The sequence below is a fragment of the Streptomyces gilvosporeus genome (genome assembly GCF_002082195.1).
GTDB lineage: Bacteria > Actinomycetota > Actinomycetes > Streptomycetales > Streptomycetaceae > Streptomyces > Streptomyces gilvosporeus.
In genome coordinates this window covers 5,805,616-5,831,897 of sequence record NZ_CP020569.1, presented here as the reverse complement: position 1 = coordinate 5,831,897, position 26,282 = coordinate 5,805,616, and the positions used below count along the sequence as shown (strand labels likewise).

The following is a 26,282-nucleotide window of genomic DNA, read 5'->3' as shown; positions in this document are numbered from 1 at the left end:
GGCTGATAGAACGACGGGCATGGCGCGCTGGCGGAACGGCCCCGGAGTACTCCTCATGGCGGACGGGGGCCCCGGCGAGGGCACGGGCTGCTGGCCCGCCGCCGGTGTCCCGTTGGAGATCGCCGCGTCCTACCGGGCCCGCACCCGCGGCCTGTTGGGCCGCGAGGGCATCGAGGGGGCACTGCTGCTGACCCCGGCGAGCGGGGTGCACACCGTACGGATGCGGTTCGCCATCGATGTCGCCTATCTGAGCCGGGACTTGACCGTCCTGGCCGTACGCACCATGCCCCCCGGCCGCTTCGGGCGCCCGCGCCTGCGCGCCCGGCACGTGCTGGAGGCGGCGGCCGGGGCGATGGGGAGGTGGGGCCTGCGTCCGGGCCTTCGCCTCGCGGTGGCAGCGGCCGGCCCGGACTGACGCCTCCGGGGCCTACTCCCCGCCCCGCGGGAAGCTGACCTCGACGCGGCGGTTCTTCTTGCGGCCCGCCTCGGTGGCGTTGTCGGCGATCGGGTACTGCTCGCCGTAGCCGCGGATGTCGAACGTCACCGACGAGCCCAGCTCGCCCGCCAGTTCCTGCTGGACGGCATCGGCGCGCTGTTTGGACAGCGTCAGGCCGTGTGCGGCGGATCCGAGGTTGTCGGTGAAGCCGAAGACCCGCAGCCGGGTGGCGTTCTGCTTCTTGGCCTCGGAGGCGATGGTGTCGATCCGGGAGAGCGCGTCCGACGAGAGCTTGGCGCTGTCCTTGCCGAAGAGGACCTCGGCCTGGAGCGAGAAGGTCACGTTGTCGTTGGTGTCCTGACGGCGCTCGGAACCGTCGTCGCTCTCCACGATGGACTTGATGTTGAGCACCTTGGCGGGCGCGAGCGTGGCGCCCTGGACCATCCGCAGGTCGGGGTCGTGGGGGTCGATCCGGACCGGTGCGGTGGAGTCCTCACGGGTGCCGGGCGGATCGTCCGCGCGGGCCGACTGCGTCAGCAGGGCGGCGGCCAGGACGACGCAGGCGGCGGCCACTGCGGCCCTGGGGACGGTGCGGCCTGGGGACATGGTCATTCACCCGGTGATCTCGATGTCGGCGGTGGGGAAGGTCGGCAGCTGGAATTCCACGTCGGCGGTGCTGGTCGGCGGTGAGGGGAACTGCATGAAGACCGGCAGGGTCTCCCCGGGCTTGATGATCCGGATGCCGGTCGTCGCCAGCGGGCGCCCCTCGGTGTCGCGCAGGACGTAGTACCGCTTGCGCTCCTTGACGTCGATCAGCGTCGCCCCGCCCAGGTGGTTGCCGTGCTGCTGCATCTCCGTCTCGTCGCCGCGCCAGGCGGACGATTCACTGAACGGCTCGGAGCTGGTGTTCTTCAGCACCCCTTGCACGGTGACGAATCCGCCGGAGTCGCGCACCGCGGAGTTGAGGGTCAGCACCATGCCCTTCTTGCCTCTGAGGACGGCGATGACCTTGCTGGAATCCGCGGCCGGCGCGGTCGCCGGGGAACTGTGCGAACCGGCGGGCGGCTGGGGCTTCTTCGCGGTGCCCGTCGCCGGTCCGCTGTCGGTGCCGCAGCCGACCGCGCCGAAGGCCAAGCCGGCGGCAAGCACGAGCGCGGCCGCCGCCGTACGGCGCCGCGCGGTGCGTTGCATGCTCATGGGCAAGATTCCTTTGCTGGTCAGGGGCTTGATTCGGCGGGTCGCGGGCGGGGGCGCAGGGCGGTCGCGGGGACTCGGGGCGGTCATCTGGCGAGCCGTACGGCGAAGAAGGCGGCCGGTCCGGGGAAGGGGTCGAGGTGCCCGGGGTCGAGGGTCAACGGCTCGCCGTCGCAGAGGAGATCGATCTTTCCGTTGCCGGGCTTGTCCTTGCCGGGCTTGCCGTTACCCGGTTTGCCGCTGCCCGGTTTGCCGTTACCCGGATCGTCCTGGCCGGGCCGTACGGTGCAGCGCGGGGTGACGACCGCCTGGGCGTGCGCCGACGCATGGGTGTTCTCCGTACCGGGGACGATCGAACGGCCCACCGTGCCACGGGTGGTGACCGCCACGGCGAAGGAGGTCGGCCAGGAGTCGGGGGTGCAGGCGGTGACATCGGCGTCGTTCTTGCCGGCGAACCACTGGGCGCTGCGGCAGGCGGTGTCGGTGGGGGCGCCCATCGCCTTGAGCAGATCGTCCCAGGAGTCCGCGCCCTCGATCGCCTTGCGCAGTGCGCGGTGGACGTCGTCGCGGTAGCTCTGGGCCGCGCCCAGCGCCGCGGCGTCGGCGGCGGTCTGCGCGCCGTTGCGGGTGGCGGCGGCCTGGCCCACGGCGAAAAACGCGAACGCGAGAAAGAGCAGGCCCGCCACGGCCACGATATAGAGGGGGAAGGCCTGCCCTGCGTCGCGTCGTACGCCGTGCCGCACCGCGTCCGTCAGCCGGTGAGCTGCGAGATCTTCGAGGTGATGGCGTCGTAGATGGACTGGCCGATGTCCGTACCGGCGATCGCGATGACGATCGCCACGACCACCGCGATGATGCCCAGGTATTCGACCGAGGTCTGTCCCCGGTCGTTCCCCACAAACCACTTCGCCATCGTCTTCCCCTTCATGGGCCGCCGGCCCGCTCTGGTCCGGCTGGTCTGCCCCCGTGGTGCCGGCGCGCTTGTCCGCGCTCGGAACACTTGAAAAGTACGCCGGAAGAGCGTTCCCGGAACAGGGATTGCGAACCCCTTCCTCGGCGGGGAAGACGAACGGGCGGAGCGACGGCGCGTTTCGGCCATTCAGTCGCACCTGGTCCACCCCCGCTCCCCCTCCGGGATCCTCCGGATCCTCCGGATCATCCGGATCCTCCCGGGACTCTTCGACACCACTGGAACTGACCGGCCCGCTCGTGCCGGGACACGAGGGGCGGCGCGGCGGCATCCACTGTGGCACAACTCGTTGCTCCTGCGAAGGCATTGGCGTGAAGCGGGGTCCGTAGCGTACTCATCCGGCCGCGTACGGTGCCGGCGCGGCGCCGGACCGCGGCGGGGCCGGGCGGCCGGGGCCGCCGGACGGGCCGGCGGCGCAGCGGTCGGATGCGGCCGCGCGTGGTCATTTGCCCATCAGGGAGCCGAAGTTGGTGCCCGATCCCAGGAAGAAGCCTGCAACCAGCAGGATCATGGTGGCCGGGACCATGAAGGTGGTGATCACCATGGTGGCCTTGGGGACGGCGCGGGTGGCACGGCGGCGGGCGTTCTGGGCGTCGGTGCGGCGCATGTCGTTGGCGATCTGGATGAGGGTGTCCACGATGGGGGAGCCGAGTTCCTCGCCCTGCTGAAGGGCCGTGACGAACTGGGCGACCTGTTCGGAGTCGTTGCGTTTGCGCAGTTCGTCGAAGGCCACGCGGCGGCTGACGCCCATGTCCATCTGGCGCAGGGTGATCCGCAGTTCGTCGGCCCAAGGGCCTTCGTATTTCTCGGCGACGCGGTCCAGAGCCTGGCGGAAACCGAGCCCCGCGCTGACGACGACCGCGAGGACGTCCAGGAAGTCGGGGAGGGTGCGTTCGATGGTGTCCCTGCGCTGGCGTATCGCGGCCCAGATGCCGACCTCGGTCCAGAAGAGCGCGAAGAGGACCATCAGGACGGCGAGGAGGGGCTGGCCGCGCAGCACCATCACCAGGGCGGCGACGAGACCGAGCGCGCCGTAGACGGCGCGGCGGGCGGCGTAGCGGTCGACGGTGAGGCCGGCGGGGTTGCCGGCCTGGTCGATACGGCGGCGGACCCGGGCGACGCGCTTCTCGCCCATCAGGCGCAGGACCAGGGGCGCATGGCGCATGCCCAGGCGGTCGACCGCCGAGCCGACGACCGTCGTCCGGGTCGCGCCGACCTCCAGGGACAGCGCGAGGTCCGGCGGGAGTCTGGCCTCGCGGCGGTAGAGGGCGATGCCGCAGCAGATGCCGGCGACCGAGAGGGCGAAGGCGAGGGCCAGGAGGATTCCGATTCCCATGGTTCCCATGCGTGTGTCCGAGGCTCCTGGGCGGTGTGGGTGGGCGGTGAGGTGGGGGGACGGTGAGGTGGGGGGGACGGTGGGGTGCGGGCGGCGCTAGACGTCGATCTTGGAGAAGCGGCGGATGAACCAGAAGCCGAGGGCGTACAGGGCGAAGGCCGTCACGACCGCCGCCTGGCCGAGGAAGGTGGAGGTCATCCGGTCGATGGCGCCGGGCGCGATGCGGTTCATCAGCAGCAGGGTGCCGATGCCCAGCAGCGGGACCACATACGCCGTGATGACCACCTGGGAGAGCTGGGTGCGGACCTCGCGGCGGGTCTCCTTGCGCTCCTCCAGGGTCTTGGTGAGGTTGCGCAGCGAGCCGACGACGGTGCCGCCCGCGCGGTTGGCGAGCACCAGGGTGGTGACCAGCACGACCAGTTCGCGCGAGGGCAGCCGTTCGGCGAGCTCCCCGAGGGCCTCGTCGACGGAGTGGCCGACGGCGAGCTTGTCGGAGACCCGGGCCAGTTCCTCGCCCGCGGGGGCCTCCAGCTCCTCGGCGGCCATGCCCAGGGCGGTGCGCAGGGCCAGGCCCGCCTGGGTGGCGTTGGCCAGGATCCGGGAGAGTTCGGGGAGCTGGTTGATGAACTTCTCGATGCGCTTCTGGCGCTGCCAGTTGAGGAAGGCGGCGGCGGACCAGGCGGCGACCAGCGCGGCGATCGGGCCGAAGAAGGGGGCGAGGGTGGCCTGGGCGATCAGCCACAGGACGGCCATCGCGGCCAGCAGGGCGACCAGGAACTCGCCGGGGGTCAGGTCCAGTCCGGTGGCGGTCAGCCGCTGTTCGAGGTGGCGGCCGAGGCGGGTGCCGCGCAGCGCGCGGTCCACGGAGGGGAAGCGGCGCCGGCGCGCGGCCGGGGGCAGTCCGTGCTCGTCGGCGAGGCGGTCGACGATGGCCTGGCGGCGGTCGCGCCCGCTGACGTAGGCCCGTACGCCGATGACCGCCAGCACTCCGCACAGCACGGTGGCGACGAGGGCGAGCACGGGGAGCAGCGCATTGCCGCCGGTCATGAGGGGGCCTTCCGGAGGGCGAGCTGGTCGTCGGTGGCCGCCACGCCGAAGGCGGGCGGGGTGGGCTCGCCGGCCATGACGAGGCGTTCGGCGACCCGGCGGGGCAGCGGGAAGTAGCGGAAGCGGCCGTGGACGACGCGGTCGGCGCCCATCGGTTCGGCGTCGAAGCGGCAGACGGTGGCGAGGCGGTAGTCCTCGTGGCCGCGGGAGTCCAGCAGGGCGATCTCGCTGATCCGGCGGGAGCCGTCGGCGTGCCGGGTGAGCTGGACCAGGCAGTCGACGGCGCTGTTGATCTGGTCCCGCAGCGCCTCGAAGGGGACCTTGACGTCCGACATGGAGGCCAGGGTCTGGAGCCGCATCAGCGCGTCCTCGGCGCTGTTGGCGTGCACGGTGGCCAGCGAGCCGTCGTGGCCGGTGGACATCGCCTGGAGCATGTCGAGGGTCTCACCGCCGCGCACCTCGCCGACGATGATGCGGTCGGGGCGCATGCGCAGGGAGTTGCGTACGAGGTCGCGAATGGTGATCCGGCCCTTGCCCTCGACGTTCGGCGGGCGGGACTCCAGGCGGATCACATGGGTCTGCTGGAGCTGGAGTTCGGCCGCGTCCTCGACGGTGATGATCCGCTCGCCGTCGGGGATCAGCCCGGAGAGGGCGTTGAGCAGGGTGGTCTTGCCTGCGCCGGTGGCCCCGGAGACCACGACGTTGAACTTGGCGCGCACCAGCCCCGCCAGCAGCATCAGCATCTGCTCGTCGAGGGTGCCCATGCCGATGAGTTCGGCGAGGGTGTAGGCGCGCGGGAAGCGGCGGATGGTGAGGGTGGCGCCGTTGAGGGCGAGCGGCGGGATGATGACGTTGACGCGTTCGCCGGAGGGGAGGCGGGCGTCGACCATCGGATTGGACTCGTCCACCCGGCGGTTGACCGTCGAGACGATCCGCTCGATGGTCTGCATCAGCTGCTCGTGCGAGGCGAAGCGGACGGGCACCAGTTCGACCCGGCCGGAGCGCTCGACATACACCTGGTCGGGTCCGTTGACCATGATCTCGGTGATGGAGGCGTCCTCCAGGAGCGGTTCGAGGACGCCCAGGCCCAGCGCCTCGTCGACCACCCGGCGGATGAGCTGGGCGCGTTCGGCGGTGGACAGCACCGGGCCCTCGCGGCTGATGATGTGGCCCAGGACGCGTTCCAGGCGCGAGCGGCGCTCGGCGGCGCTGAGCGCGGACATCTCGGCGAGGTCGATCTCTTCGAGCAGCTTGGCGCGGTAGACGGCGACCAGATGGTTGTCGTGGCGCGCCTCGGCCGGCGCTTCGGGGGCGACGATCCGTGCTTTGAGGCTCATCGCTGCGGTGCTCCTGGTGCTCGTCGTGTTCCCTGCACCGGCACTTCCGGGGCTCCTTCGTACGGTCCCGCCGCGGCCTGGCCGTCGGGGGCGGGGCGGGGCATGGTGGCGCTGCGGCGGGCGGAGCCGAAGTCGACGCCGGGGACGATCGAGGGGATGTGGACGGTCGCGGTGGCCCGCACCGCGTCGCCGCCCCCGCCCACCGAGACGGTGGCGCCCTTGGCGATCCAGCCGCTCATCGCGGCCTTGCCCGCGCTCGCCGGATCGGTCTCGCGGTCGGCCGGGTCCAAGGAGGCGGTACGGGCCGCGGCGCGGGCGCCCGTACCGGCCTGCTGGACGGCGTAGGCGCCCAGGCCCAGCTGGATCACGGCCAGCGCCACGGCCAGCAGGACGGGCAGGAACCCGAGGAACTCGATCGAGACCTGGCCGCGGTCGCGGGGGCGGCCGCGCAGCCGGGCGGGGCGGGGGAAGGGGGCCATCAGTCCCGGGCCTCCTTCGCCGCGCCGGCCGAACCGGACACCGTCCAGGGGAAGCTGGCGGCGCCGGGGAACAGCACTGGGACCTTGATGCGGACCGTCGCCTTCCACAGCCCGGCCTCGGTGTGGCAGTCGGTGGTGGTGCCGCCGCGCCAGGCGGCGGGCAGGTCGCGCAGGGCGGCGGCGTGACAGGCGCCCGGGCCGCCGGTGTCCAGTGCGGTGGCGGCCCGCGCGCCGCGGTCGGCCGAGTCGGCCGCCAGCGAGTACGTGTAGCCGGTCAGGACGAACTGCCACAGCAGGATCAGCACCAGCGCGATCAGCGGGAGCAGGCCGAGGAATTCGACGGAGACCTGGCCGCGGTCGCTGCCGCCCAGCGGGCGCCGCACGGCTCAGCGCTCCTCGTACGGGACGGCTGGACCGAACGGGCCCGTCGGGCCTATGGGGCCAGTCGGTCCCAACGGTCCCATCGGTCCGGTCGGTCCCGCCGGGCCCGCCGGGCCCGCCGGGCCCGCCGGGCCGGTTGCCGCCGGGGCAGCGTGCCGGGCGCCGAACTTCGGGGCCGGGCCGAACCCGGGCGCCCCCGGGGCCGGCCCCTGAGCCGTCCCCGGTCCGGGAGCCGCCCCGGCGGTGATCGCCTTGCGCTTGCGCCCCGTCAGCGCCGTACGCGCCCGGGGGCCGCCGCGTCCCTGGCGGGCGGCGGGCGCCTCGACCAGCCCCAGCTCGCCCGCCAGCGCCCACAGCGCCTGCTTGATGGTCGAGCGGGCGTCCAGGTCCTGCATCCGGCCCGCGTCGACACAGGGCTGAAGTTCCTTGAAGGCGGCCGGGATCGAGGTCCTGGCCATCTGCGTACCGGCGGCCCTGGCCACCAGCGGCGGCTGGATCTCGGTGCTGCGGGTGAGGCGGTTGACCAGGGTCGTGGTGTCCGCGGCCTTGCGGATCTGGAGGCGGTCCCACAGCCGCACCTGGCGTTTGGCGGCGCGTACGGCCACCACGTCCGGGGTGGTCACCAGCAGCGCCACATCGGCGAGTTCGACGGCCGCGGCGTTGGCGGACTGCATCTGGGCGCCGCAGTCGACGACCACCACCTCGTAACGGGAGCGCAGCGCGGCCACGATGTGCCGGGCGGCCCGGTCGTCCACCTCCTCGCCGCGCTCGCCCTCCTCCGGGGCCAGCAGCAGCCCCAGGCCGGTGGGGTGGTCGTGCACCGCGTCCTGGAGGACCCGTACGGACAGGTCCTCGATGCCGGCGAGGTCCACCAGGGAGCGGCGGAACTGGACGTCCAGATAGGAGGCGACATCGCCGGACTGGAGGTCCATGTCCACCAGGGCGACGCTGCGGCCCGCGGCGCGGGCGGCGAGCGCCAGCTGGACGGCGGTGACGGTGGTGCCGACGCCGCCCTTGGCGCCGGTCACCGTCACCAGCGTCCCGGCGGGCCCGGGGGCCGCGTCCGAACCGCCGCCCAGGTGGACCCGTACGCCCGCCGACCACTGGGCGGCCGCCTGCACCCGGGCGGCCAACTCCTCGTAGCCCAGGGGCAGTCCGACGATGCCGCGGGCGCCGGCGTCCATCGCCGCGGAGAACAGCGCGGGTCCCGCGTCCTGGGTGATCAGGACGACGCCGACGGCCGGGAAGCGCAGCGCCACCTCGCGGATCAGCTCCAGTGCGGGCAGCGGGCCGATCCGTTCGTGGACGAGGACGACCTCGGGCAGGGCGTCGACGGCGGGCGCCGGGCCGCGGCCGCCGGTGGGGCCGGCGGGCGGCTGGGCGGACGGCGCGGCGGCCTGGCCCAGGGCGGCCAGCAGCGCACCGGAGTCGGCGACCGCCGGTGCGGGCTCGGCGTCCGGCAGCTGGCTGAGCAGCGAGGACAGCACACGGGCGGCGTCCGGGTCGCCCACTGCGGGCAGGATGCGGATGGTCACCTGGGCCTCCCGGTCACTTGTCGCCGTCGAGGGTGTACGTGCGCTCGCCGGGCGGGATGGTGGCCGGGCCGCCCGGGGCGAGGAGGGCGAGCCGGACGTGGGAGGCGAAGGACTCGGCGTAGGCGACCCGCTGGGCGTCCTGGGTGTCCAGGGCGAAGGTGATCGGGACGGCCTCGCCGGCCTGGCGGTTGGTGCCGGTGGTGTCGCCCGGGTCCCTGGTCGCCAGGGGCGTCAGCTTGCCGACGTCGATGACCTGGGCGCCGGCGACGATGACCTTGGAGACCGGCTTGTCCTCGGGGCGTTTGCCCTCGAAGGTGGCGTAGATGTTCACCCGGGAACCGGGGTTGATCTTGCCGGCCACACCGGTGGCGGCGTCGATCATGATGGCGATCTCCTGCTGACCGGGCTTCAGCGCGGGCCGCTCGACGACCATGTCCTCCTGGAGCAGCGAGCCCTTCTTCAGGGGCGTCACCGCGATCTTGCCGCGGACCTGGTCGAGGTCGGTCACCGCGGTGACCGGCAGCCACCGCTTCGGCATCGCCACCTTCTCGAACTGCCCGGGATCCAGCGGCTTGTAGGCCGCGACATCCGCCTTCAGCCGGTAGGCCGTCTTCTGCGGCCCGACCTCGGACTCGACGTTCCTGATCACCGACAGGACGCCGAGGAACGCGCCGACCGCACAGAGGGCCGACAGGAGCAGCAGGATCACTCCGCGGCGCTGGCGAGAGTTCATGGGTGGTGGGACCTCGTTCGGGGACGGGGAGACGGGCGGACGGGGCACGGTCGGGGCCGGCGGCCGGTGGGGTCAGCGCACGTGGGCCACCGTCCGTGCGGTGCCGGGGAAGCCCGGGGCGCCGCCCGGTACGCCCGACGGCGCCACGGGGGACAGTCCGCGGCGGCGCAGCGGGGAGGGGGGTGGCGGCGGGGCGGTGGCGGGCGGGGTGGTGGGCGGCGGGGGCGGGACGGGGTTGGTCGCCGCGGCGACGGGTGCTCCGGTGACCCCGGCGGCACCCGGCCCGGCTATGGCCGCGGGCGCGGCCCCCGCGCCGCCCGCCGCCCGTTCGCGCGCCACCGGCGTGGCGCAGAACGCGCAGCGCTCGCCGATCAGTTCCAGACCGCACCAGCGGCATTCCTCGCGCCGTACGGACGACACCAGCCGGTGCAGCACGGAGGGATCCGGGATGGCGGCGGCGAACTCGATCAGTTTCTGGGTGCCCCACCACCGGGCGGACTCGGCCGGCAGCCGGGCCTCGTAGGCGCCCTGCACCTGCCAGGCCGGGGCCAGTACCCCGTCCACCCACTCCGCGGCCAGCGCTCCGCGGGCAACGGCCAGCTGGGTGGCGAACCCCGGCGCGGGCAGCCCGGCCCGCCGGCTGTGCCGGTCGAGATGCTCCAGATGCGGCTGCGGGCTGGCCAGGACCGCGAAATGCGCACCGGGCAGCCAGGACTTCACATGGGAGCGCAGATCGACCTCGACGCGGTCCAGCCCGCTGACGCTGCCCAGCAGGGCGCCCGCATGGACGTAGTGCGCCAGCAGCCGCGCCGCGCAGGCGAGCACCCCCGGGCCGAAGCCGCCCAGCGTCAGCTGCCGCAGCTGGTGGGCGAGCACCGCCACCCCCAGGGGCGGCAGGGACAGCGGCACGATGGCGATCCGGTCGCTCTCCAGGACGGAGCGCAGGGTGTGCAGCCGGCGGACGTGGTCGGGCGGGCAGGCCGAGGAGTAGAGCACGACGAGATGGCCGTGGTGTTCGAGGACGGCGGCGGTCTCCGTCAGGGCCTCGTCCAGCGGCTGGAGTTGCGGGGCCCGCAGGACGACCGCGGCGGGAGTCTGCGGATCGGCGGGCAGCGCGAGGTCAGGGCTGGTGACTGCAATCGCGGTCGGCACGTCGCTCCCCCACTCCTAGCGGCCGCCGGGGGTCCGGGACCGCGGATCGGCACAGCTCTGCGCCATCGGCGCCATACGCTCAGCACTTTATCCACGAGATACGCCCCAGAGAACATGTTCCGGGCTACTCGTCCTCGCGACGGTCCGGCAGGGAAACGGTACATACCCACCGGGCAACCGATGTGGGAACTTCCGCTTCCGCGCGAACTCTTGACAGGTTCAATGGTCTGGACCACGTTGGGAGCAAGCCCAGGGGCCCCTGAGCGCGTTGTGGCACCCCCTCACCTTCCCCCCACACGGAGGCAGTTGTGGTACGCGCACGTTCAGGAAGAGCCGGTATCCACGCACGTTCGGGAAAGGCCCGCAGGCGACTGGCCGCGCTCGCCGCCGCGGCGGCGCTGTCCCTCGGCGCCCTCGCCACCGGCACCGCCGGAGCATCCGAGGTCCACCGGCCCGCGGCCGCACCCGCCGCGCACACCGCCGCCACGCCGAAAGCCGTACCGAAACACGCCGTCACCGGCTACTGGCAGAACTTCGACAACGGCGCCACGGTGCAGAAGCTCAAGGACGTCGACGACGCCTACGACATCATCGCGGTCTCGTTCGCCGACGCCACCGGCCAGCCGGGCGCCGTCGACTTCCACCTCGACCCGGCCGTCGGCTACGGCTCCGTCGACGACTTCAAGGCGGACATCAAGGCCAAGCAGGCGGCCGGGAAGTCGGTCGTGCTGTCCATCGGCGGCGAGAAGGGCGCGGTGTCGGTCAACGACGACGCCTCCGCCAAGAACTTCGCCGACTCGGTCGGCAAGCTGATGGACACCTACGGCTTCAACGGCGTGGACATCGACCTCGAAAACGGCCTCAACGCGACGTATATGACGCAGGCCCTCAAGGCCCTGCACGCCGCGCACAGCGATCTCGTGGTGACCATGGCCCCGCAGACCGTCGATATGCAGTCACCGCAGAACGAGTACTTCAAAACCGCCCTGGGCATCAAGGACTTCCTGACCGTCGTCAACATGCAGTACTACAACAGCGGTTCGATGAACGGCTGCGACGGCAAGGTCTACGCCCAGGGCTCGGTGGACTTCCTGACCTCGCTCGCCTGCATCCAGCTGGAGGGCGGACTCGACCCGTCCCAGGTCGGCATCGGCGTACCGGCCTCCTCCCGCGCGGCCGGCAGCGGCTATGTCTCCCCGGACGTCGTCAACGCCGCCCTGGACTGCCTGACCAAGGGCAGCAACTGCGGCTCGTTCAAGCCGTCCAAGACCTACCCGGGGCTGCGCGGCGCGATGACCTGGTCCACCAACTGGGACGCCGCGGGCGGCAACGCGTTCGCGAAGACGGTGGGCGGGCACGTCCACGGTCTCGGGTAACCCGCCGCGGCAGCCGCCCTCCTGCGCCACCCCCCCCACACACCGCCAGGTCCCGTGCACGGCATGCACGGGACCTGGCGTCCTACCCTTACACCCCCGGGGGACGGCTCACCGGCGGGCGCCCGACGGCTTGGGCAGCTCGCAGCCCGCCGCCGAGAGGTCCAGCTTGTTGCCGGCCGCGAAGCACTTCGGTATCCCGTAGGTCTCCTCGGCGTAGTTGGTGCCCTTGTGCACCGTCACCTTGCCGTTCTCGTCGACCTCGCACGGGTTGTTGACGGTGCACTTCTCGCCGTTCTCGTTACCCGTGTTGTTGATCGCGGCGATCTTGCCGGTCGAGGTGTCCAGCACCGGCGATCCCGAGGTCCCGCCGATGGTCTTGCACTCCGGCGTGTAGCGGACCGAGTCCTTCCAGGTCCAGTCGCCCTCCTTGAGGGTGGGGACGAACCCGTCGATGTTGCAGGTGTAGATCTTCTTCCAGTAGCCGGAGACGACGCTGATGCCCGCGCCCTTGGCCGGGTGGTCGGTGGCCAGTTCCAGCGGCTTGATGCCGTACTTCTGCTGGATCTCGGCGTAGGTCGAGCTGGTCTCGTACAGCGAGACGTCGGTGTTGGTCATCGTGGCGTACGTGATCTTGGTGGCCTGGATCGTGCCCAGTTCACCGGCGGACTTGTCCAGCAGGGTGAAGCTGCGACTGGACGGCTGGTCGACGATGACCTGGCCCGCGCTCGGCATCCCGCTCTCCAGACAGTGCCCGTTGGACATCACCAGGGCCTTGTCGTTCTCCTGCGAGGTCGGCATCTTGACCAGCGAGCCGGAGCAGTCGTCCAGCGCGACGGTGCCGGCGAAGTCGACGGCTCGGGTCTTGTGCTTGCCGTGGTGCCGGGCGTGGGTGGGGTGGTCCTGGGTCGCGGCACCGGCGCTGCCGGCACTGCCCACCAGGGCTGCGGCTCCCAGAACGGCCGTGGCCAGGGCGCCGACGAGAGGTCGGTTCATTGTGGGGGTCCTCTCAGCTGTGTCACCGGAAGTCCGTCATGGCCCTCCGGTTTTGTCGTGCGCATTGTTGGCCGCGGACGGCTCCCGGGCAATGAATTTCCGGAAACCGATGGCAAGTTGCCGCAATATCCGTCCTTCGCCCGCGTCCCTCGGCTTGGTTCGTACCCCGATTCGCGCCCCGGTTCGCGTCCCGGTTCGCCGCGCGTTCACATCTGGCCGTTCCCCACCTTGACCCGCCCATGCCAAGCCTCAACACTGGCGCCGTCGCTCGCCTCACACCCCACAGGAGACCGTATGCGACCCCGACGTATCCGCGGCGGACGGGCCACCGTCCTCGCCGCCGCCCTCTCCCTCGCCCTCGCCGCACCGATCGCCGCGGCCCAGGGCGCCCCCACGACCACCCCCACGCCCCATGGCGCACCGGACGCCGACCGCGCCCACCAGTACGAGGTGACCGGCCCCGCCACCCCGGCCGAACGCACCGCCCTCACCGCGACCGGCGCCTCCGTCGACGAGGTCCACGCCCGCGCCGTCGTCATCACCGCCGACCGCACCCAGGCCGCCCGGGTACGCCACCTCGGCTATGCGCTGCGGCAGTTGCCCGATCCGCCGGCCCCCGCGATGGCCTCCGGCCGGATCAAGGACTTCCCGCCCGGCTACACCGGCTACCACACCTACGAGGAGATGACGAAGGAGATCGACGCCCTCGTCGCCAAGTACCCGCGGATCCTCTCGAAGCAGGTCATCGGCAAGTCGCAGGAAGGCCGCGACATCCTGGCCCTCAAGCTCAGCAAGAACGTCTCCAAGGACGAGAACGAGCCCGAGGTCCTCTTCACCGCCCACCAGCACGCCCGGGAACATCTCACCGTCGAGATGGCCCTCTACCTCCTCAACGAGTTCACCTCGAAGTACGGCTCGGACGACCGCATCACCAAGATGCTCGACTCCCGCGAGATCTGGATCCTCCCGGATCTGAACCCGGACGGCGGCGCCTATGACATCGCCACCGGAAAGTTCCAGAGCTGGCGCAAGAACCGTCAGCCCAACGCCGGGTCCAACGAGATCGGCACCGACCTCAACCGCAACTGGGACTTCAAATGGGGCTGCTGCGGCGGCTCCTCCTCCGACCCGGGCGACGAGACCTACCGCGGCCCCTCCGCCGCCTCGGCCCCCGAGGTCCAGGTCGTCTCGAAGTTCGTCCGCAGCCGTATCGTCGGCGGAAAGCAGCAGATCAAGGCCGCCATCGACTTCCATACCTACAGCGAACTCGTCCTGTGGCCCTTCGGCTTCACCAACGACGAAACCGGCCCCGGCATGACCCAGGACGACCACGACACCTTCGCCGCCATCGGCAAGAAGATGGCCGCCAGCAACGGTTACACCCCCGAGCAGTCCAGCCAGCTCTACATCACCGACGGGGCGATCGACGACTGGCTGTGGGGGGACCAGAAGATCTTCGCGTACACCTTTGAGATGTATCCGTCCTCGACCGGCGCCGGCGGTTTCTACCCGAAGGACTCCGTCATCCCGAAGGAGACCGCGCGCAACAAGGACGCGGTGCTCCAGCTGCTGGAGACGGCGGACTGCCCGTACCGGGCGATCGGCAAGGAACAGCAGTACTGCAAGAACAAGCACTGAACGAGCGCCGACGCCTCCCGCACCCTCATCGGGCAGGTCGCGGGGCCTGCCCGATGGGTCGGCGTCTGCCCGTCGGACAGGCCTTCGGACAGGCCCTGGACCGCCGGCCCTAGACCACCAGGCTCACCAGCGCCGCAACGACGAACCCGACGAGCGAGAGCACCGATTCCAGCACCGTCCAGGACGCGAGGGTGTCCCGCTCCGAGATCCCGAAGTACTTGGCCACCATCCAGAACCCGCCGTCGTTCACATGCGAGGCGAAGACCGATCCGGCCGAGATCGCCATGATGACCAGGGCCAGATAAGGCTGGGAGAGGTGCTGGGATTCCACCAGCGGCAGCACGATCCCGGCCGTCGTCACGATCGCGACCGTCGCCGAGCCCTGGGCCACCCGCAGCACCAGTGCCAGCAGATAGGCCAGCACGATGACCGGTAGGCCGAGGCCCTGGAAGGCGCCGGACAGGGCGGTGGCCACCCCGCTGCCCTTGAGCACGGCGCCGAAGACACCGCCGGCGCCGACCACCAGCAGGATGTTCCCCACCGGCTTCAACGAGGCGGTGGAGACGGCCTCCAGGGACGTACGCGACCAGCCGCGGCGCACGCCCAGCAGGTAGTACGCCAGGAGCAGGGCGATCGTCAGAGCGACGAAGGGGTGGCCGGCGAACTCGATGACCGAGCGGCCCGCGGAGGGTGCCAGGGCTATGGAGGAGAACGTCGCCAGGAGGATGAGGAGGAGAGGGGTGCCGATGACGGTGAGGACGGTGGTGAGGGAGACCGGCTCCTCACGGGGCGCGCCGCCGTTCACAGCGCCGTCCACGGCACCGTCCAGGCCGCCGTCCGCGTCCCGTTCGGCGGCGACCGCGGCCCTGGCCTCCTCGGCGGCCGCCAGCATGTCCTGCGGTACGGGGACGAAGAGCCGCCTGCCGATCCAGGCGGCGTAGCCCCAGGCCGCCAGGACGGCGGGCAGGCCGCAGACGGCGCCCATCAGGATGACCCAGCCGAGATCGACCTTGAACAGCCCCGCGGCGGCGACCGGTCCGGGATGCGGCGGCAGAAAGGCGTGGGTCATGGACAACCCGGCGAGCAGCGGCATGCAGTACAGCAGGATGGATGCACCACTGCGTTTGGCGGCCGCGTAGACCAGCGGCGCCAGGACGAAGATGCCCACGTCGAAGAAGACCGGGATGCCGAAGAGCAGGCCGGTCAGGCCCATGGCCAGGGGCGCCCGCCGCTCGCCGAAGCGGCGCAGCAGACGGGAGCTCAGGACCTCGGCGCCGCCGGAGACTTCCAGGATCGCGCCGAGCAGGGTGCCCAGGCCGATGATGAGGGCGATATGGCCGAGGATGCCGCCCATACCGGTCTCGACCAGCGATACGGCGTCGGATTTCTGGACCGTGCCGAGGAGTTCGGTGACGGAGAGCCCCGCGGCCAGGCCGACGGCGAGGGAGACGACGAGCAGCGCCACGAAGGGCTGCAACCGGACCTTGATGATCAGGACGAGGAGGAGGGCGATGCCGAGGGCGGCGACCGTCAGCAGGCCCGGGGTGCCCGGTATGAGGGCGAGCAGCCCGCCGCTGTGGGGCGGCGGGGGCGGGGCGGGGGCCATGGGTGGCTCCGTCGTCGGGCCGGGTCAGCCCAGCACCGCGAGGGCGTCGATCTCGATGAGCAGGCCCTTGGGCAGGCCGACGTAGACGGTCGTGCGGGCGGCAGGGGCCTCCTTCAGGCCCTGTTCGGCGAAGTAGGCGTTGTAGATCTCGTTCATCTCGGCGAAGTGGCCGACATCGGTGAGGTAGACGCGGATCATCATCGCGTCGTCCCAGGTCGCGCCGCCCTCTTCGAGGACCGCCCGGACGTTGGCCAGGGTCTGGAGCGTCTGTTCCCGCAGGGTGGGGCCGGCCGGGGTGGGGGGCCGGCCCTCGGCGGCGGGCAGGAATCCGACCTGGCCGGCGACCTGAAGGAGGTTGCCCTTCTTGACGCCGTGGGAGAACGCGGCGGGCGGGGTGGTGTGGGTGGCCGGGGTGAGGGCGGTCTTCTCGCTCATGCTGGGGCTTCTTCCGTCGGGGGTTTTCCGGAGTACTCCCGGCTGATGGCGTCGGCGGTGCGGCGTACCAGCGGGAGGAGGGTGAGGAGTTCGTCGGCGGTGACGACGACGTTCGGCGCGGAGACCGACATGGCGGCGACGACCCGCCCGTCCGTGCCGCGGACAGGGGCGGCGACGCAGTTGATGGACTCCTCGTGGCCACCGAGGTCGGTGGCCCAGCCCTGTTCGCGGACCGCGGCCAGTTCGGCGAGGAACGCCGTGGCGTGCGGGGTCGAACGAGCCGTGTACGGGGGGTAGTCGAGCCTTTCCGCCAGGGCGCGGCGCTCGGGTTCGGGCAGGTCGGCCAGGAGCAGCTTGGCGACCGCGGCGACGGTGAGGGCGACGGGCTTGCCGATCCGGGAGTACATCCGCACCGGGTAGCGGCTGTCGACCTTGTCGATGTAGACGACCTCGTCCTCCTCGTGGACCGCGAGATGGACGGTGTGGCCGCACTGTTCGTTGAGGGCGACGAGGTGGGGGTGGGCGATCTCGCGGATGTCGAGGCTTTCGACGGCCTGTTGGGCGAGGGCGAAGAGCCGGGCGCCGAGGCGGTAGCGCTGGTCGGCCTGGCGGTGGACGAGGCCGTGTTCGTGGAGGGTGCGCAGCAGCCGCAGCGCGGTGGACTTGTGGACGCCGAGCCGGTCGGCGACCCGCCCGAGGTCGGCGGGCCCCTCGGCGAGCAGGGGCAGGATGCTCAGCGCGCGGTCGACGGTCTGGCTCATGCCGATACCTCGCTGCGCTCGGCCCTGCCTTCGCCAGGCGCGCACCTCTCCATGGCTCCCTCGCTCCGCTCGTTCACGCGGGTACCTGCCTGCGGTCGTTCACGGTGTCCGTACCTCCTGGTCCACGGCCGCCGTGGCGTCTTCTGTCCAGCCGGGGCCGAGGTGCAGTCTCCCCCAGTGCGCGGCGCCGAGGCCCGCAAGGCGGTCGGCGAGGGCGCGGCTCGGAGGGGTGGCGAGGTCGCCGGGGACGGTGAGGGCGGCGGCGGCCCACAGATGGCCGTGCCGGAGGCGGGCGGGCAGCGGGAGGCCGCGGAGGGTGGCGGAGAGGAACCCGGCGGCGAAGGCGTCGCCCGCGCCGACGGCGGCGGCGACCTCGACGCGCGGGGCGGCTTCGGCGTACCGGCCGCCGTGCGCGTCGTAGGCGACGGCCCCGCCGGATCCCCGCTTGACGACGAGCAGGCCGGGCTCGGGCAGGGCCTCGCGGACGGCGTCCGGGCCGCCGGTCAGGCCCCAGGCGTGGGCGGCCTCGTCCTCGCCGACGAAGACGAGGTCGGCGCCGCGGGCGAGGTCGAGCAGTACCGGGCCGCCCGCCGGGCCGCGCCACAGGCCGGGCCGGTGGTTGACGTCGAAGGAGACCAGGGGGCGGCCCGGCGACGGTGCGACCAGGGCCCGCACCAGGCCGCGGCAGCCGGCGGAGAGCGCGGCGGTGATCCCGGACAGGTGCAGGATCCGGCCGGACCGGATCGCCGCCAGGTCCAGGTTGGCCGTGGTCATCGCGGAGGCGGCGGATCCGGCCCGGTAGTAGGCGACTTCATGGGCGGCGGTGGCGCGGTCGCCGGCCGTGCGGAAGTAGATACCGGTGGGGCGGACGGGGTCGTGGCGTACGGCCGTGGTATCGACCCCGTAGGCGCCGATGGCCGCCACGAGGTGCTCGCCGAATCCGTCGGCGCCCACCCGGCTGACCCAGGCCGTGCGGTGCCCGGCGGCGGCGAGCCCGCACGCCACATTGGACTCGGCGCCGCCGATGGCGCGTGCGAAGGCGGGGACGTCGGCGAGCCGCCCCGGTGCGGTGGGCAGGAAGGTGACCATGGACTCGCCGAGACAGACGACGTCCGGGGGCCTGGTCACGAGCGGTGGCGCTCCTTCCGTGCGGCGTCCGGGCCGCCATTGACCCGGTGTTGGCCCGGATGCTAGACAGCCATCAGCGCTCCACGCAACGGGTGTTGCAGAGGGCGCAACGCAAAGAAGGCGGCGCAGAGAAGCCGGCGCAGGGAAGGCAGCGCTCCGCCCGCACCGGTCAGAATGCAACGGCCACTGCTGCACGATCTTGAGGAGAACCCCATGGCCGACGAGATGGTCGACGAGCGGCTCACGCAGGCACTCCGGGAACTCGCCGCCGAACGCGTCGACCACCGCTTCAAGGCGCTCCCCCCGGAGGCCGAGGGCCGCACCGTCGGCGAACTGGCCGCCGAGCGCCGCAATCTGTTCACCGGCGGGTTCACCACCCCGGTCCTGGCGCTGTCCGCCGAGTCGCTGGAGCACAACCTCGCGCTGATGGAGACCTACGCCGAGCGGCACCATCTCTCCTTCGCCCCGCACGGCAAGACCTGCATGGCCCCGCAGCTCTTCGCCCGCCAACTGGAGCACGGCGCCTGGGGCATCACCGCCGCCGTCCCTCACCAGGCGCGCGTCTACCGCCGTTACGGCATCCAGCGGATCTTCCTGGCCAATCAGCTGGTGGACGCCGCCGCGCTGCGCTGGCTCGCCGCCGAACTGGCCGCCGACCCCGACTTCCGCTTCGTCTGCTACGTCGACTCGCTGCGCGGCATCGAGCTGATGGACATCGCGCTGCGGCAGGCCGGAGCCACCCGCCCGGTGGACGTGGTCATCGAGCTGGGGGCGGGCGAGGGTGCCCGTACCGGCGTGCGCACCGAGGCCGAATGCCTCGAACTGGCCGATGCCATCGCGGGCGTGGACACCCTGCGCCTGGTCGGCGTGGCCGGTTACGAGGCCGAGGTGCCCGAGTCGAGCTATGAGCGGGTGGCCGCCTGGCTGCGCCGGCTGGTCGCGCTGGCCGTGGAGTTCGACAAGGCGGGCCGGTTCGCCGACCTCGACCAGATCATCGTCAGCGCGGGCGGCAGCGCCTGGTTCGACACCGTCGCCGAGGTCTTCGAGGAGATCCCGGAGCTGTCCGCGCCGGTCCTCAAGCTGCTGCGCTCGGGCGCGTATGTCTCGCACGACAACGGCCACTACCGCCGCATCACCCCCTTCAACCGCGTCCCGGACGAGGGCGCGTTGCACCCCGCCTTCCGTCTCTGGGCGCAGGTGGTCTCGCGGCCCAGCCCGCAGCAGGCGTTCCTCAACGCGGGCAAGCGGGATGCGGCCTACGACCTCGATCTGCCGCAGGCCCAGGTCGTCCGGTCCGGCCGGGACGGCAGCGAGCGGCGCGCGGAGGGGGTGACGGTGACGGGCCTGTCCGACCAGCACGCCTGGCTGGCCACCGAGCACGCCGGCGATGTGGAGGTCGGCGACTGGGTCGGCCTGGGCCTGTCCCACCCGTGCACGACGTTCGAGAAGTGGCAGCTGATCCCGCTGGTCGAGGCGGACGGCACGGTCGTCGACTACATCCGCACGTTCTTCTAGCCGCGGGTTCCGCCGGTCGCACGTGCCACCGGCCGCACGTGCCTGCCGCACGTTCCGCCCACCGCCTTCCGTAGCCGCGAGAAAGGCCGCCATGGACTCCGTGCTCCGCGACGTCCGCGTCATCGACGGGTCCGGCGGGCCGTCCTACCGCGCGGATGTCGCGCTGGCCGGCGGCCGGATCGCCGGGATCGTGCGGGAGGCGGACGGCACTCCGCGCCCGTCCGCCGCCCGCATGCTGGACGCGGACGGGCTGGCCCTCTCCCCCGGCTTCATCGATATGCACGCCCACAGCGACCTCGCCCTGCTGCGCGACCCGGCGCACGAGGCGAAGGCCGCCCAGGGCGTCACCCTCGAAGTCCTCGGCCAGGACGGCCTGTCGTACGCGCCGGTCGACGACCGCACCCTGGCCGAGGTCCGCACCCAGATCGCCGGCTGGAACGGAACGGCGGAAGCCGACGTCGGCTGGCGCACGGTCGGCGAATACCTCGACCGCCTCGACCACGGCTTCGACGGCCAGGGCATCGCCGTCAACGCCGCCTGTCTCGTCCCCCAGGGCACCGTGCGGATGCTCGCCCTGGGGTGGGAGGACCGCGACGCCACCCCCGACGAGCTGGCCCGGATGAAGCGCCTGGTCGCCCAGGGGCTGGAACAGGGCGCCGTCGGCCTGTCCTCCGGCCTGACATACACGCCCGGCATGTACGCGTCCGATGCCGAACTGACCGAACTGTGCCGGGTGGTGGCCCGCTACGGCGGCTACTACTGCCCCCACCACCGCTCCTACGGGGCGGGCGCGCTGGCGGCGTACGAGGAGATGATCGCCCTCACCCGCGAGGCCGGCTGCGCCCTCCATCTCGCCCACGCCACCGTGAACTTCGGCGTCAACAAGGGCCGCGCCCCCGAGCTGGCGGCCCTCCTGGACGCCGCCCTCGACGCCGGCGCCGACCTCACCTTCGACAGCTACCCCTACACCGCCGGCTGCACCACGCTCGTGGCGCTGCTGCCCAGCTGGGCGAGCGAGGGCGGCCCCGGGGCGACGCTGGCCCGCCTGGCGGACGACGCGACGGCCGCGCGCATCCGGCACGTCCTGGAGGCGCAGGGCTCCGACGGCTGCCACGGCGTGCCGGTCGCATGGGACACCGTCGAGATCTCCGGCGTCGCGGACCCGGCCCTGGCGCACCACGTCGGCCGCACCCTCGCCGACAGCGCCGCCGCCCGCGGCGAGGAGCCCTGGACGACGGCCCGCCGACTGCTCCTCGACGACCGCCTGGGCGCCACGATCCTCCACCACGTCGGCCATGAGGAGAACGTGCGGCACCTGATGCGGCACCGCGTCCACACGGGCGGCAGCGACGGCATCCTCCAGGGCGCCAAACCCCACCCCCGCGCCTACGGCACCTTCCCGCACTACCTCGGCCACTACGTCCGCGACCTGGGCGTCCTGTCCCTGGAGGACTGCGTCGCCCATCTCACCGCCCGCCCCGCCGCCCGGCTGCGCCTGCCCGACCGCGGCCTGGTCCGCGAGGGCTACCGCGCCGACCTGGTCCTCTTCGACCCGGCCACGGTCGCCGCCGGAGCCACCTACGAGGCCCCCCGCACCCTGCCGACCGGCATCCCGTACGTCCTGATCGACGGCCGCTTCGTCATCGAGGACGGCCGCCGCACGGACGTGCTGGCGGGCCGGTCGGTACGGCGGGCCGCCTAGTCGGCCGGGCGGTCGGCCCCCTGCCGTCGCCCCCGCGCCATCTTCTCGGCCCACCGCCGCACCGTGCCCGGGTCGAGGGTCACCCCGAGCGCTCCGACCTCCCGTGCCCGTTCCTTGCGGCCGTGGGTGACCTCGGAGGTGAGGAAGCCCAGCGCCCCGAGGTAGCGTTCCTCGTCCCGCAGTTTCTTGGCGAAGGTGAATCCGGCCTCGACGTCCCCGTTGCGGGTGATATCGGAGACCAGCAGGTCCACCTGGTGCGCGGCCAGCACGTCGAGGGCCTCCTGCTCGGTGTTGGCCAGATGGACGGTTGCCCGCTCCCGGCGCAGCTCCGCAACCGGCCAGAACAGGTTGTCCACGTGGTCGTCCAGCCACAGGACGACCAGTCCGCGCAGGTCCGGCCCCGCGCCCTGCTGTTCCTGAACACGCGCCCGGGGGCGCGCCGCGTTCATGGCGGCGACGGCCACCGCCGCCGTGTTGGCCGTCGCGGCCGGGTCGGCCATCCGCTCCCGGCCGGCGGCCAGCACCAGCTCGCGCAGTTCCTGCGCGTTGTTGGTGAGCGAGGCGCCCAGCGTGGCGGCGCGTTCCTCTCGCCCGGCGGAGCGGCGGATGGTGAAGAAGACGACCGGGCCGTCGTACCGGCCGTCGTCCTGGAGCCGCTCGACCATGGCGAAGCCCTCGGCATGCCGCCGCCCCCGGCTGATGTCCGAGATGATCAGGTCGGGCGTACGGAGTCGTACGGCCGCCAGTGCCGCCTCACTGTCGGGCACCTGCCTCACCACCTGCACGCCGAGGCTTTCCAGCACCTCCCGCACCACGGCCTTGCGCTCCGGCTGGTCGTCGACCCACAGGACGTCGAAGGACGGCGCCAGGTGTGGGCCCGGCACCGGGTAAGGAGCCGGCGCCGGGTACGTCGCCTGCTGCTGCGGGGCCGGCCAGGGCGCCTGCCCGGCCGGGGCCGGCTGCTGCGGCAGGGACATCTGCTGCTGCGGGACCGGCTCCGGCCCCGCAGCCTGCCCGTATCCCCAGGGCGGCTCCGCCACCGACCACGCCAGCGGCGGCCCGGAACCGTCCGGGCGGGTTCCCTCCAGCACCTGCCACAACGGTTCCCACTCCCGCGACAGCTGCGACGACGCCCCACCGGAGTTCGGCGGGCCCTCGCGCAGCCGCACCAGCAGCCGGTCCGCGTCCGGCCGGGCGGTCAGCTCGTCGATCAGCGAGGTGAAGGCCGGGTTCACCACCAAGTCCGGGAACTCGCTGGGTAGTTGGCGTTCCAGCGTGGCCAGGATCGCCGCGCCGGACGCGCCGAGCGGCTCGGGCACCGGCATGTCGTACGGCGCCAGGAAGTCCCGTACGGTCGCCAGCTCCTCGGCGGACGGCGCCGCGCCCGCGGGTGCCAGCAAGGTCCGCCGCACCTCCCGGTACGTCCGGAATTCGGCCACCACATCGCCGTCCACCGTGCCGGACGGGCCGGTCATCATGCGGTAGAAGTCGGGATAGAAGTACTGGAGCAGGAGGGTGCGGATGACTGCGCCCGGCCCGAAGTCGCGCCAGACGGGGTTGAGCGTGGCCTCCAGGACGAAGCCGTTGACCAGGCGTTTGATCCGGCGTGGATTGCGGTCCGAGCGCTGCGCCAGCAGGTCCACCAGCGCATCGTCGAGGAGCGGTGCGACGCCGGCGGTCCGGGCGCACCAGCGGATGTAGTCCTTGACGCCCTGGGTGTCGGCGGCCGGAACCCGGTAGCTGGTCTGGAAGATCTTCTCCATGAACGCCGACGCGGCCGGCGACAGGTCCCGCAGCAGCCCGCTCGGCCCCAGCGCCGATCGGTCGCAGCCGACGACGAACGCCAGGCCCGGTACGTCCAGATACACCTTCAGGGCCTCGCAGACCGCGAGCACGGTCTCCTCCGAGCAGCGGTCCAGATCGTCGATGAAGACCACAAGGAGGCGACGCGGCCGGAATGCCGCGGTCTCGGACCATTCCCGTACGAGGTCGCCGATGGCGGCGCCCATCGCGTTACGGGCCTGGGAGTTGACCGACAGGCTCCGCCACAGCTCGTCGACCAGTCCGGCCACGCCGAGCGGCCCCGCGGCGACGGTGGTGACGGCCCGTACGGCCCGGATCAACGCGCGCCGCTCGGTGACCCGCTGCACGCCGCGCCGCAGCACCCGTCGGTCCAAGCGCATCAGGACGGACTTGATCAGACCTTCGAGCGCATCGGCGCCGGTTGACGTCCAGGCGTTGTACCAGACCGTGTGCACCTCGGGGTGGCCGCTCAGCTCCGCGTCGACCAGGCGCATCAGACTGCTTTTGCCCATGCCCCATCCGGCGTCGACGGCGAGGGTGAAGGGCGTGGAGTCACGCGAGGCGACCAGCAGTCCGGCGAGCTGCCGGGCGGCCCGGCCGGTGCCGAGCAGGTCCGCCCCGGGCTCGGCCACCGGCTCGTCGTTGAGCAGCGCGAACGGGCCGCGGGCGGGTGGTGCGGTGGCGTCCGGCGGCGGCGCGGATAAGGAAGTGGCCATGCCGCCGGAGCGTAGCGCCGCCGCCCGCCGCCCGCCGGGGACCGACGAAATCTGCGGCCGGCCCAGCACCCCCTGGCGTCACACCACGTGAGCAACCCCACGCCATCCGCTGTCCAGGGTGGGCAAAAACACCCGGCGGCCGCCGATACGCGGCCGTAAAGTGGCGGACATGCAGGTGATCCAGTCAACCAAGCTCGCAGGCGTCTGCTACGAAATCCGTGGCCCGGTGCTGGAGGAGGCCATGCGGCTGGAGGCGGCGGGTCACCGCATCCTCAAGCTCAACACGGGCAATCCGGCGGCGTTCGGCTTCGAGTGCCCGCCCGAGATCCTTGAGGACATCCTCCGTTCGGTCGGCACGGCGCACGGCTACGGCGACGCCAAGGGGCTGCTCTCCGCCCGCCGCGCGGTGATGCAGCACTACCAGACCAAGGGCATCGAGCTGTCGGTCGACGACATCTATCTGGGCAACGGCGTCTCCGAGCTGATCCAGATGTCGATGCAGGCACTGCTGGACGACGGCGACGAGGTCCTCGTACCGGCCCCGGACTACCCGCTGTGGACGGCCTCGGTCTCCCTCTCCGGCGGTACGGCCGTGCACTACCGCTGCGACGAGCAGGCCGACTGGATGCCCGATCTGGCCGATATCGAGCGCAAGGTCACCGACCGCACCAAGGCCATCGTCGTCATCAACCCCAACAACCCCACGGGCGCGGTGTACGACGACGAACTGCTGCGCGGAATCGCCGAGATCGCCCGCCGCCACAACCTGATCGTCTGCGCCGACGAGATCTACGACAAGATCCTCTACGAGGACGCCACCCACACCCCGTTCGCCTCGCTCGCGCCCGATCTGCTGACGCTGACCTTCAACGGGCTGTCCAAGTCGTACCGCGTCGCGGGCTACCGCAGCGGCTGGATGGCGGTCTGCGGGCCCAAGGCGCACGCCTCCTCGTACATCGAGGGCCTGACGATCCTGGCCAATATGCGGCTGTGCGCCAATATGCCGGCCCAGCACGCCGTCGCCACCGCGCTCGGCGGACGGCAGTCGATCAACGAACTGGTGCTGCCCGGCGGTCGGCTGCGCGAGCAGCGCGACACCGCCTACGAGCTGCTCACGCAGATCCCGGGCGTCAGCTGCGTCAAGCCGAGGGGCGCGCTCTACGCCTTCCCGCGGCTCGACCCCAAGGTCTACAAGATCAAGGACGACCGGCGGATGGTGCTGGACCTGCTGCGCGCCGAGAAGATCATGATCGTGCACGGCACCGGCTTCAACTGGCCGGAGCCCGACCACTTCCGCCTGGTCACCCTGCCCAGCGCGGACGATCTGACGGATGCGGTCACCCGGATCGGCACTTTCCTCGACGGCTACGGACAGCACTGACGGCTGCGGCCGGCACTGACGACTCGGCCGGCATGGACGGCTACGGACAGCACCGGGGAAGACGCTTTCTGTACGGCACTCAACTTTAGACAGAGTCCAATGTAGGATGGTCTCCTGACGTTGCCAGGAGGCCATCCCATGTACGAACCGATCCGCACCAAGTCGGTCCACACCATGGCCGCCGCCCCGGAGCTTCCGCACCGCACCCGCGAGGAGGAGCTGGACAACCGGCTCGCCGGACAGCTCACCGCGCTGCTCACCGTCACCGATGAGCTCCGCGCACTGGCGGCCCCCGACGACCGCCACGGCCTGAACGGCCCCGCACTGGCCGACGCCGCCGACCGCATCGCCGCCCAGGTGGCGCGGCTGAGCGGTCACTATCCGCTGCGCGCCGAGCCCAGCGACGGCGGCGACCCGTCCCGGATACCGGCCCTGCGGCAGCGTGCGCACACCCTCGCCGCAAACGCCCTGGCGGTGGCCACCAGCCGGCACGACACCGCGGTGATGGCGCTGGCGGCCGAGCGGATGACGGCACACGAGGCGGCCGCGGGCGTGGGAGATCTGGCCACGGCGTGAACGTCCGGGGCCCCGCACCCCGATGCGCTGGATGCGAGGCCCCGGACGGTCG

General features: G+C 72.1%; 25 protein-coding genes. 7 read left to right on the top strand and 18 right to left on the bottom strand.

The window, feature by feature from the left end:
• Positions 1–19: 19 nt before the first annotated feature.
• Positions 20–415, top strand: a complete 396-nt coding sequence (locus B1H19_RS26135) for a DUF192 domain-containing protein (protein WP_083107189.1) — start codon at positions 20–22, stop codon at positions 413–415.
• Between the two features lie 12 nt (positions 416–427).
• Here B1H19_RS26135 and B1H19_RS26130 read toward each other — a convergent pair whose 3' ends face one another.
• The 12 genes from B1H19_RS26130 to B1H19_RS26090 all read right to left on the bottom strand — a co-directional run bounded on the left by B1H19_RS26130 (position 428) and on the right by B1H19_RS26090 (position 10,600).
• Positions 428–1,042, bottom strand: coding sequence for an OmpA family protein (locus tag B1H19_RS26130; protein WP_203237373.1), 615 nt, complete (start codon positions 1,040–1,042; stop codon positions 428–430).
• A 6-nt stretch (positions 1,043–1,048) separates the two neighbouring features.
• Complete coding sequence (locus tag B1H19_RS26125) at positions 1,049–1,633, bottom strand: hypothetical protein (protein WP_083107187.1); 585 nt, start codon at positions 1,631–1,633, stop codon at positions 1,049–1,051.
• An 83-nt stretch (positions 1,634–1,716) separates the two neighbouring features.
• Complete coding sequence (locus B1H19_RS26120; RefSeq protein ID WP_083107186.1) at positions 1,717–2,373, bottom strand: pilus assembly protein TadG-related protein; 657 nt, start codon at positions 2,371–2,373, stop codon at positions 1,717–1,719.
• 8 nt (positions 2,374–2,381) lie between these two features.
• Complete coding sequence (locus tag B1H19_RS39090; protein ID WP_030072566.1) at positions 2,382–2,543, bottom strand: membrane protein; 162 nt, start codon at positions 2,541–2,543, stop codon at positions 2,382–2,384.
• Between the two features lie 499 nt (positions 2,544–3,042).
• Positions 3,043–3,936 carry a DUF5936 domain-containing protein gene (locus B1H19_RS26115; protein ID WP_083109889.1) on the bottom strand — a complete coding sequence of 298 codons (894 nt, stop codon included), beginning with the start codon at positions 3,934–3,936 and terminating at the stop codon, positions 3,043–3,045.
• A 96-nt stretch (positions 3,937–4,032) separates the two neighbouring features.
• Positions 4,033–4,983 carry a type II secretion system F family protein gene (locus B1H19_RS26110; protein WP_083107185.1) on the bottom strand — a complete coding sequence of 317 codons (951 nt, stop codon included), beginning with the start codon at positions 4,981–4,983 and terminating at the stop codon, positions 4,033–4,035.
• The gene (locus tag B1H19_RS26105) at positions 4,980–6,320 is read right to left on the bottom strand and encodes a CpaF family protein (RefSeq protein ID WP_083107184.1); all 1,341 of its coding nucleotides are present in this window, start codon (positions 6,318–6,320) and stop codon (positions 4,980–4,982) included. Before B1H19_RS26105 ends, B1H19_RS26110 begins: the two co-directional genes overlap by 4 nt.
• The gene (locus tag B1H19_RS38140; protein ID WP_107426152.1) at positions 6,317–6,799 is read right to left on the bottom strand and encodes a TadE family protein; all 483 of its coding nucleotides are present in this window, start codon (positions 6,797–6,799) and stop codon (positions 6,317–6,319) included. The genes B1H19_RS26105 and B1H19_RS38140 overlap by 4 nt, the downstream gene beginning before the upstream one ends.
• A complete protein-coding gene (locus tag B1H19_RS40540; RefSeq protein ID WP_107426150.1) occupies positions 6,799–7,182 on the bottom strand; it encodes a TadE family protein in 384 nt (127 codons plus the stop codon). The genes B1H19_RS38140 and B1H19_RS40540 overlap by 1 nt, the downstream gene beginning before the upstream one ends.
• Before the next feature lie 3 nt (positions 7,183–7,185).
• Positions 7,186–8,715 carry a CpaE/TadZ family protein gene (locus B1H19_RS40480; RefSeq protein ID WP_107426149.1) on the bottom strand — a complete coding sequence of 510 codons (1,530 nt, stop codon included), beginning with the start codon at positions 8,713–8,715 and terminating at the stop codon, positions 7,186–7,188.
• Between the two features lie 13 nt (positions 8,716–8,728).
• Complete coding sequence (gene cpaB, locus B1H19_RS26095) at positions 8,729–9,448, bottom strand: Flp pilus assembly protein CpaB (RefSeq protein WP_203237231.1); 720 nt, start codon at positions 9,446–9,448, stop codon at positions 8,729–8,731.
• Between the two features lie 72 nt (positions 9,449–9,520).
• Complete coding sequence (locus B1H19_RS26090; protein ID WP_335755944.1) at positions 9,521–10,600, bottom strand: hypothetical protein; 1,080 nt, start codon at positions 10,598–10,600, stop codon at positions 9,521–9,523.
• Between the two features lie 338 nt (positions 10,601–10,938).
• Between B1H19_RS26090 and B1H19_RS26085 the strand changes: the two genes are divergently transcribed.
• Positions 10,939–11,976: a chitinase gene (locus tag B1H19_RS26085; RefSeq protein WP_083109888.1), complete on the top strand. Its 1,038-nt coding sequence runs from the start codon at positions 10,939–10,941 to the stop codon at positions 11,974–11,976.
• Between the two features lie 108 nt (positions 11,977–12,084).
• Here B1H19_RS26085 and B1H19_RS26080 read toward each other — a convergent pair whose 3' ends face one another.
• Positions 12,085–12,969: a trypsin-like peptidase domain-containing protein gene (locus B1H19_RS26080; RefSeq protein ID WP_083107182.1), complete on the bottom strand. Its 885-nt coding sequence runs from the start codon at positions 12,967–12,969 to the stop codon at positions 12,085–12,087.
• A gap of 294 nt (positions 12,970–13,263) precedes the next feature.
• Between B1H19_RS26080 and B1H19_RS26075 the strand changes: the two genes are divergently transcribed.
• On the top strand, positions 13,264–14,607 hold the full coding sequence (locus B1H19_RS26075; RefSeq protein ID WP_083107181.1) for a M14 family metallopeptidase: 1,344 nt from the start codon (positions 13,264–13,266) through the stop codon (positions 14,605–14,607).
• Between the two features lie 109 nt (positions 14,608–14,716).
• Here the strand turns inward: B1H19_RS26075 and B1H19_RS26070 are convergent, their stop codons facing one another.
• From B1H19_RS26070 to B1H19_RS26055, 4 genes are all read right to left on the bottom strand, one after another.
• Positions 14,717–16,213 carry a GntP family permease gene (locus tag B1H19_RS26070; RefSeq protein ID WP_083107180.1) on the bottom strand — a complete coding sequence of 499 codons (1,497 nt, stop codon included), beginning with the start codon at positions 16,211–16,213 and terminating at the stop codon, positions 14,717–14,719.
• 24 nt (positions 16,214–16,237) lie between these two features.
• Positions 16,238–16,648, bottom strand: coding sequence for a RidA family protein (locus B1H19_RS26065; protein WP_083107179.1), 411 nt, complete (start codon positions 16,646–16,648; stop codon positions 16,238–16,240).
• Positions 16,645–17,409: an IclR family transcriptional regulator gene (locus B1H19_RS26060; RefSeq protein ID WP_083107178.1), complete on the bottom strand. Its 765-nt coding sequence runs from the start codon at positions 17,407–17,409 to the stop codon at positions 16,645–16,647. Before B1H19_RS26060 ends, B1H19_RS26065 begins: the two co-directional genes overlap by 4 nt.
• A gap of 99 nt (positions 17,410–17,508) precedes the next feature.
• Positions 17,509–18,498 (bottom strand): sugar kinase, encoded by a 990-nt coding sequence (locus B1H19_RS26055; protein ID WP_107426444.1) that lies wholly within the window; start codon positions 18,496–18,498, stop codon positions 17,509–17,511.
• Between the two features lie 264 nt (positions 18,499–18,762).
• Here B1H19_RS26055 and B1H19_RS26050 point away from each other — a divergent pair, with 264 nt between their 5' ends.
• Positions 18,763–20,052, top strand: a complete 1,290-nt coding sequence (locus tag B1H19_RS26050) for an amino acid deaminase (RefSeq protein ID WP_083107177.1) — start codon at positions 18,763–18,765, stop codon at positions 20,050–20,052.
• Between the two features lie 91 nt (positions 20,053–20,143).
• Positions 20,144–21,754 (top strand): N-acyl-D-amino-acid deacylase family protein, encoded by a 1,611-nt coding sequence (locus tag B1H19_RS26045; protein ID WP_083107176.1) that lies wholly within the window; start codon positions 20,144–20,146, stop codon positions 21,752–21,754.
• On the opposite strand, the gene B1H19_RS26040 is transcribed toward B1H19_RS26045, so the two are convergent.
• On the bottom strand, positions 21,751–24,273 hold the full coding sequence (locus B1H19_RS26040; RefSeq protein ID WP_203237229.1) for a P-loop NTPase fold protein: 2,523 nt from the start codon (positions 24,271–24,273) through the stop codon (positions 21,751–21,753). The two genes, B1H19_RS26045 and B1H19_RS26040, sit on opposite strands and share 4 nt — an antisense overlap.
• A 169-nt stretch (positions 24,274–24,442) precedes the next feature.
• Between B1H19_RS26040 and B1H19_RS26035 the strand changes: the two genes are divergently transcribed.
• Both B1H19_RS26035 and B1H19_RS26030 read left to right on the top strand, forming a co-directional pair.
• Entirely contained in the window at positions 24,443–25,654 is a 1,212-nt protein-coding gene (locus tag B1H19_RS26035) for a pyridoxal phosphate-dependent aminotransferase (protein ID WP_083107175.1), read from the top strand.
• Positions 25,655–25,792: 138 nt separating this feature from the next.
• The gene (locus B1H19_RS26030; RefSeq protein ID WP_083107174.1) at positions 25,793–26,230 is read left to right on the top strand and encodes an SCO4983 family protein; all 438 of its coding nucleotides are present in this window, start codon (positions 25,793–25,795) and stop codon (positions 26,228–26,230) included.
• Positions 26,231–26,282: the final 52 nt, after the last annotated feature.

Bases quoted from the DNA above. Each gene is read 5' to 3' on its own strand.
- B1H19_RS26135 (WP_083107189.1), top strand. From the start codon at position 20: ATGGCGCGCTGGCGGAACGGCCCCGGAGTACTCCTCATGGCGGACGGG.
- B1H19_RS26130 (WP_203237373.1), bottom strand. From the start codon at position 1,042: ATGTCCCCAGGCCGCACCGTCCCCAGGGCCGCAGTGGCCGCCGCCTGC.
- B1H19_RS26125 (WP_083107187.1), bottom strand. From the start codon at position 1,633: ATGAGCATGCAACGCACCGCGCGGCGCCGTACGGCGGCGGCCGCGCTC.
- B1H19_RS39090 (WP_030072566.1), bottom strand. From the start codon at position 2,543: ATGGCGAAGTGGTTTGTGGGGAACGACCGGGGACAGACCTCGGTCGAA.
- B1H19_RS26115 (WP_083109889.1), bottom strand. From the start codon at position 3,936: ATGGGAATCGGAATCCTCCTGGCCCTCGCCTTCGCCCTCTCGGTCGCC.
- B1H19_RS26110 (WP_083107185.1), bottom strand. From the start codon at position 4,983: ATGACCGGCGGCAATGCGCTGCTCCCCGTGCTCGCCCTCGTCGCCACC.
- B1H19_RS26105 (WP_083107184.1), bottom strand. From the start codon at position 6,320: ATGAGCCTCAAAGCACGGATCGTCGCCCCCGAAGCGCCGGCCGAGGCG.
- B1H19_RS38140 (WP_107426152.1), bottom strand. From the start codon at position 6,799: ATGGCCCCCTTCCCCCGCCCCGCCCGGCTGCGCGGCCGCCCCCGCGAC.
- cpaB (WP_203237231.1), bottom strand. From the start codon at position 9,448: ATGAACTCTCGCCAGCGCCGCGGAGTGATCCTGCTGCTCCTGTCGGCC.
- B1H19_RS26080 (WP_083107182.1), bottom strand. From the start codon at position 12,969: ATGAACCGACCTCTCGTCGGCGCCCTGGCCACGGCCGTTCTGGGAGCC.
- B1H19_RS26075 (WP_083107181.1), top strand. From the start codon at position 13,264: ATGCGACCCCGACGTATCCGCGGCGGACGGGCCACCGTCCTCGCCGCC.
- B1H19_RS26070 (WP_083107180.1), bottom strand. From the start codon at position 16,213: ATGGCCCCCGCCCCGCCCCCGCCGCCCCACAGCGGCGGGCTGCTCGCC.
- B1H19_RS26065 (WP_083107179.1), bottom strand. From the start codon at position 16,648: ATGAGCGAGAAGACCGCCCTCACCCCGGCCACCCACACCACCCCGCCC.
- B1H19_RS26060 (WP_083107178.1), bottom strand. From the start codon at position 17,409: ATGAGCCAGACCGTCGACCGCGCGCTGAGCATCCTGCCCCTGCTCGCC.
- B1H19_RS26055 (WP_107426444.1), bottom strand. From the start codon at position 18,498: ATGGTCACCTTCCTGCCCACCGCACCGGGGCGGCTCGCCGACGTCCCC.
- B1H19_RS26050 (WP_083107177.1), top strand. From the start codon at position 18,763: ATGGTCGACGAGCGGCTCACGCAGGCACTCCGGGAACTCGCCGCCGAA.
- B1H19_RS26045 (WP_083107176.1), top strand. From the start codon at position 20,144: ATGGACTCCGTGCTCCGCGACGTCCGCGTCATCGACGGGTCCGGCGGG.
- B1H19_RS26040 (WP_203237229.1), bottom strand. From the start codon at position 24,273: ATGGCCACTTCCTTATCCGCGCCGCCGCCGGACGCCACCGCACCACCC.
- B1H19_RS26035 (WP_083107175.1), top strand. From the start codon at position 24,443: ATGCAGGTGATCCAGTCAACCAAGCTCGCAGGCGTCTGCTACGAAATC.
- B1H19_RS26030 (WP_083107174.1), top strand. From the start codon at position 25,793: ATGTACGAACCGATCCGCACCAAGTCGGTCCACACCATGGCCGCCGCC.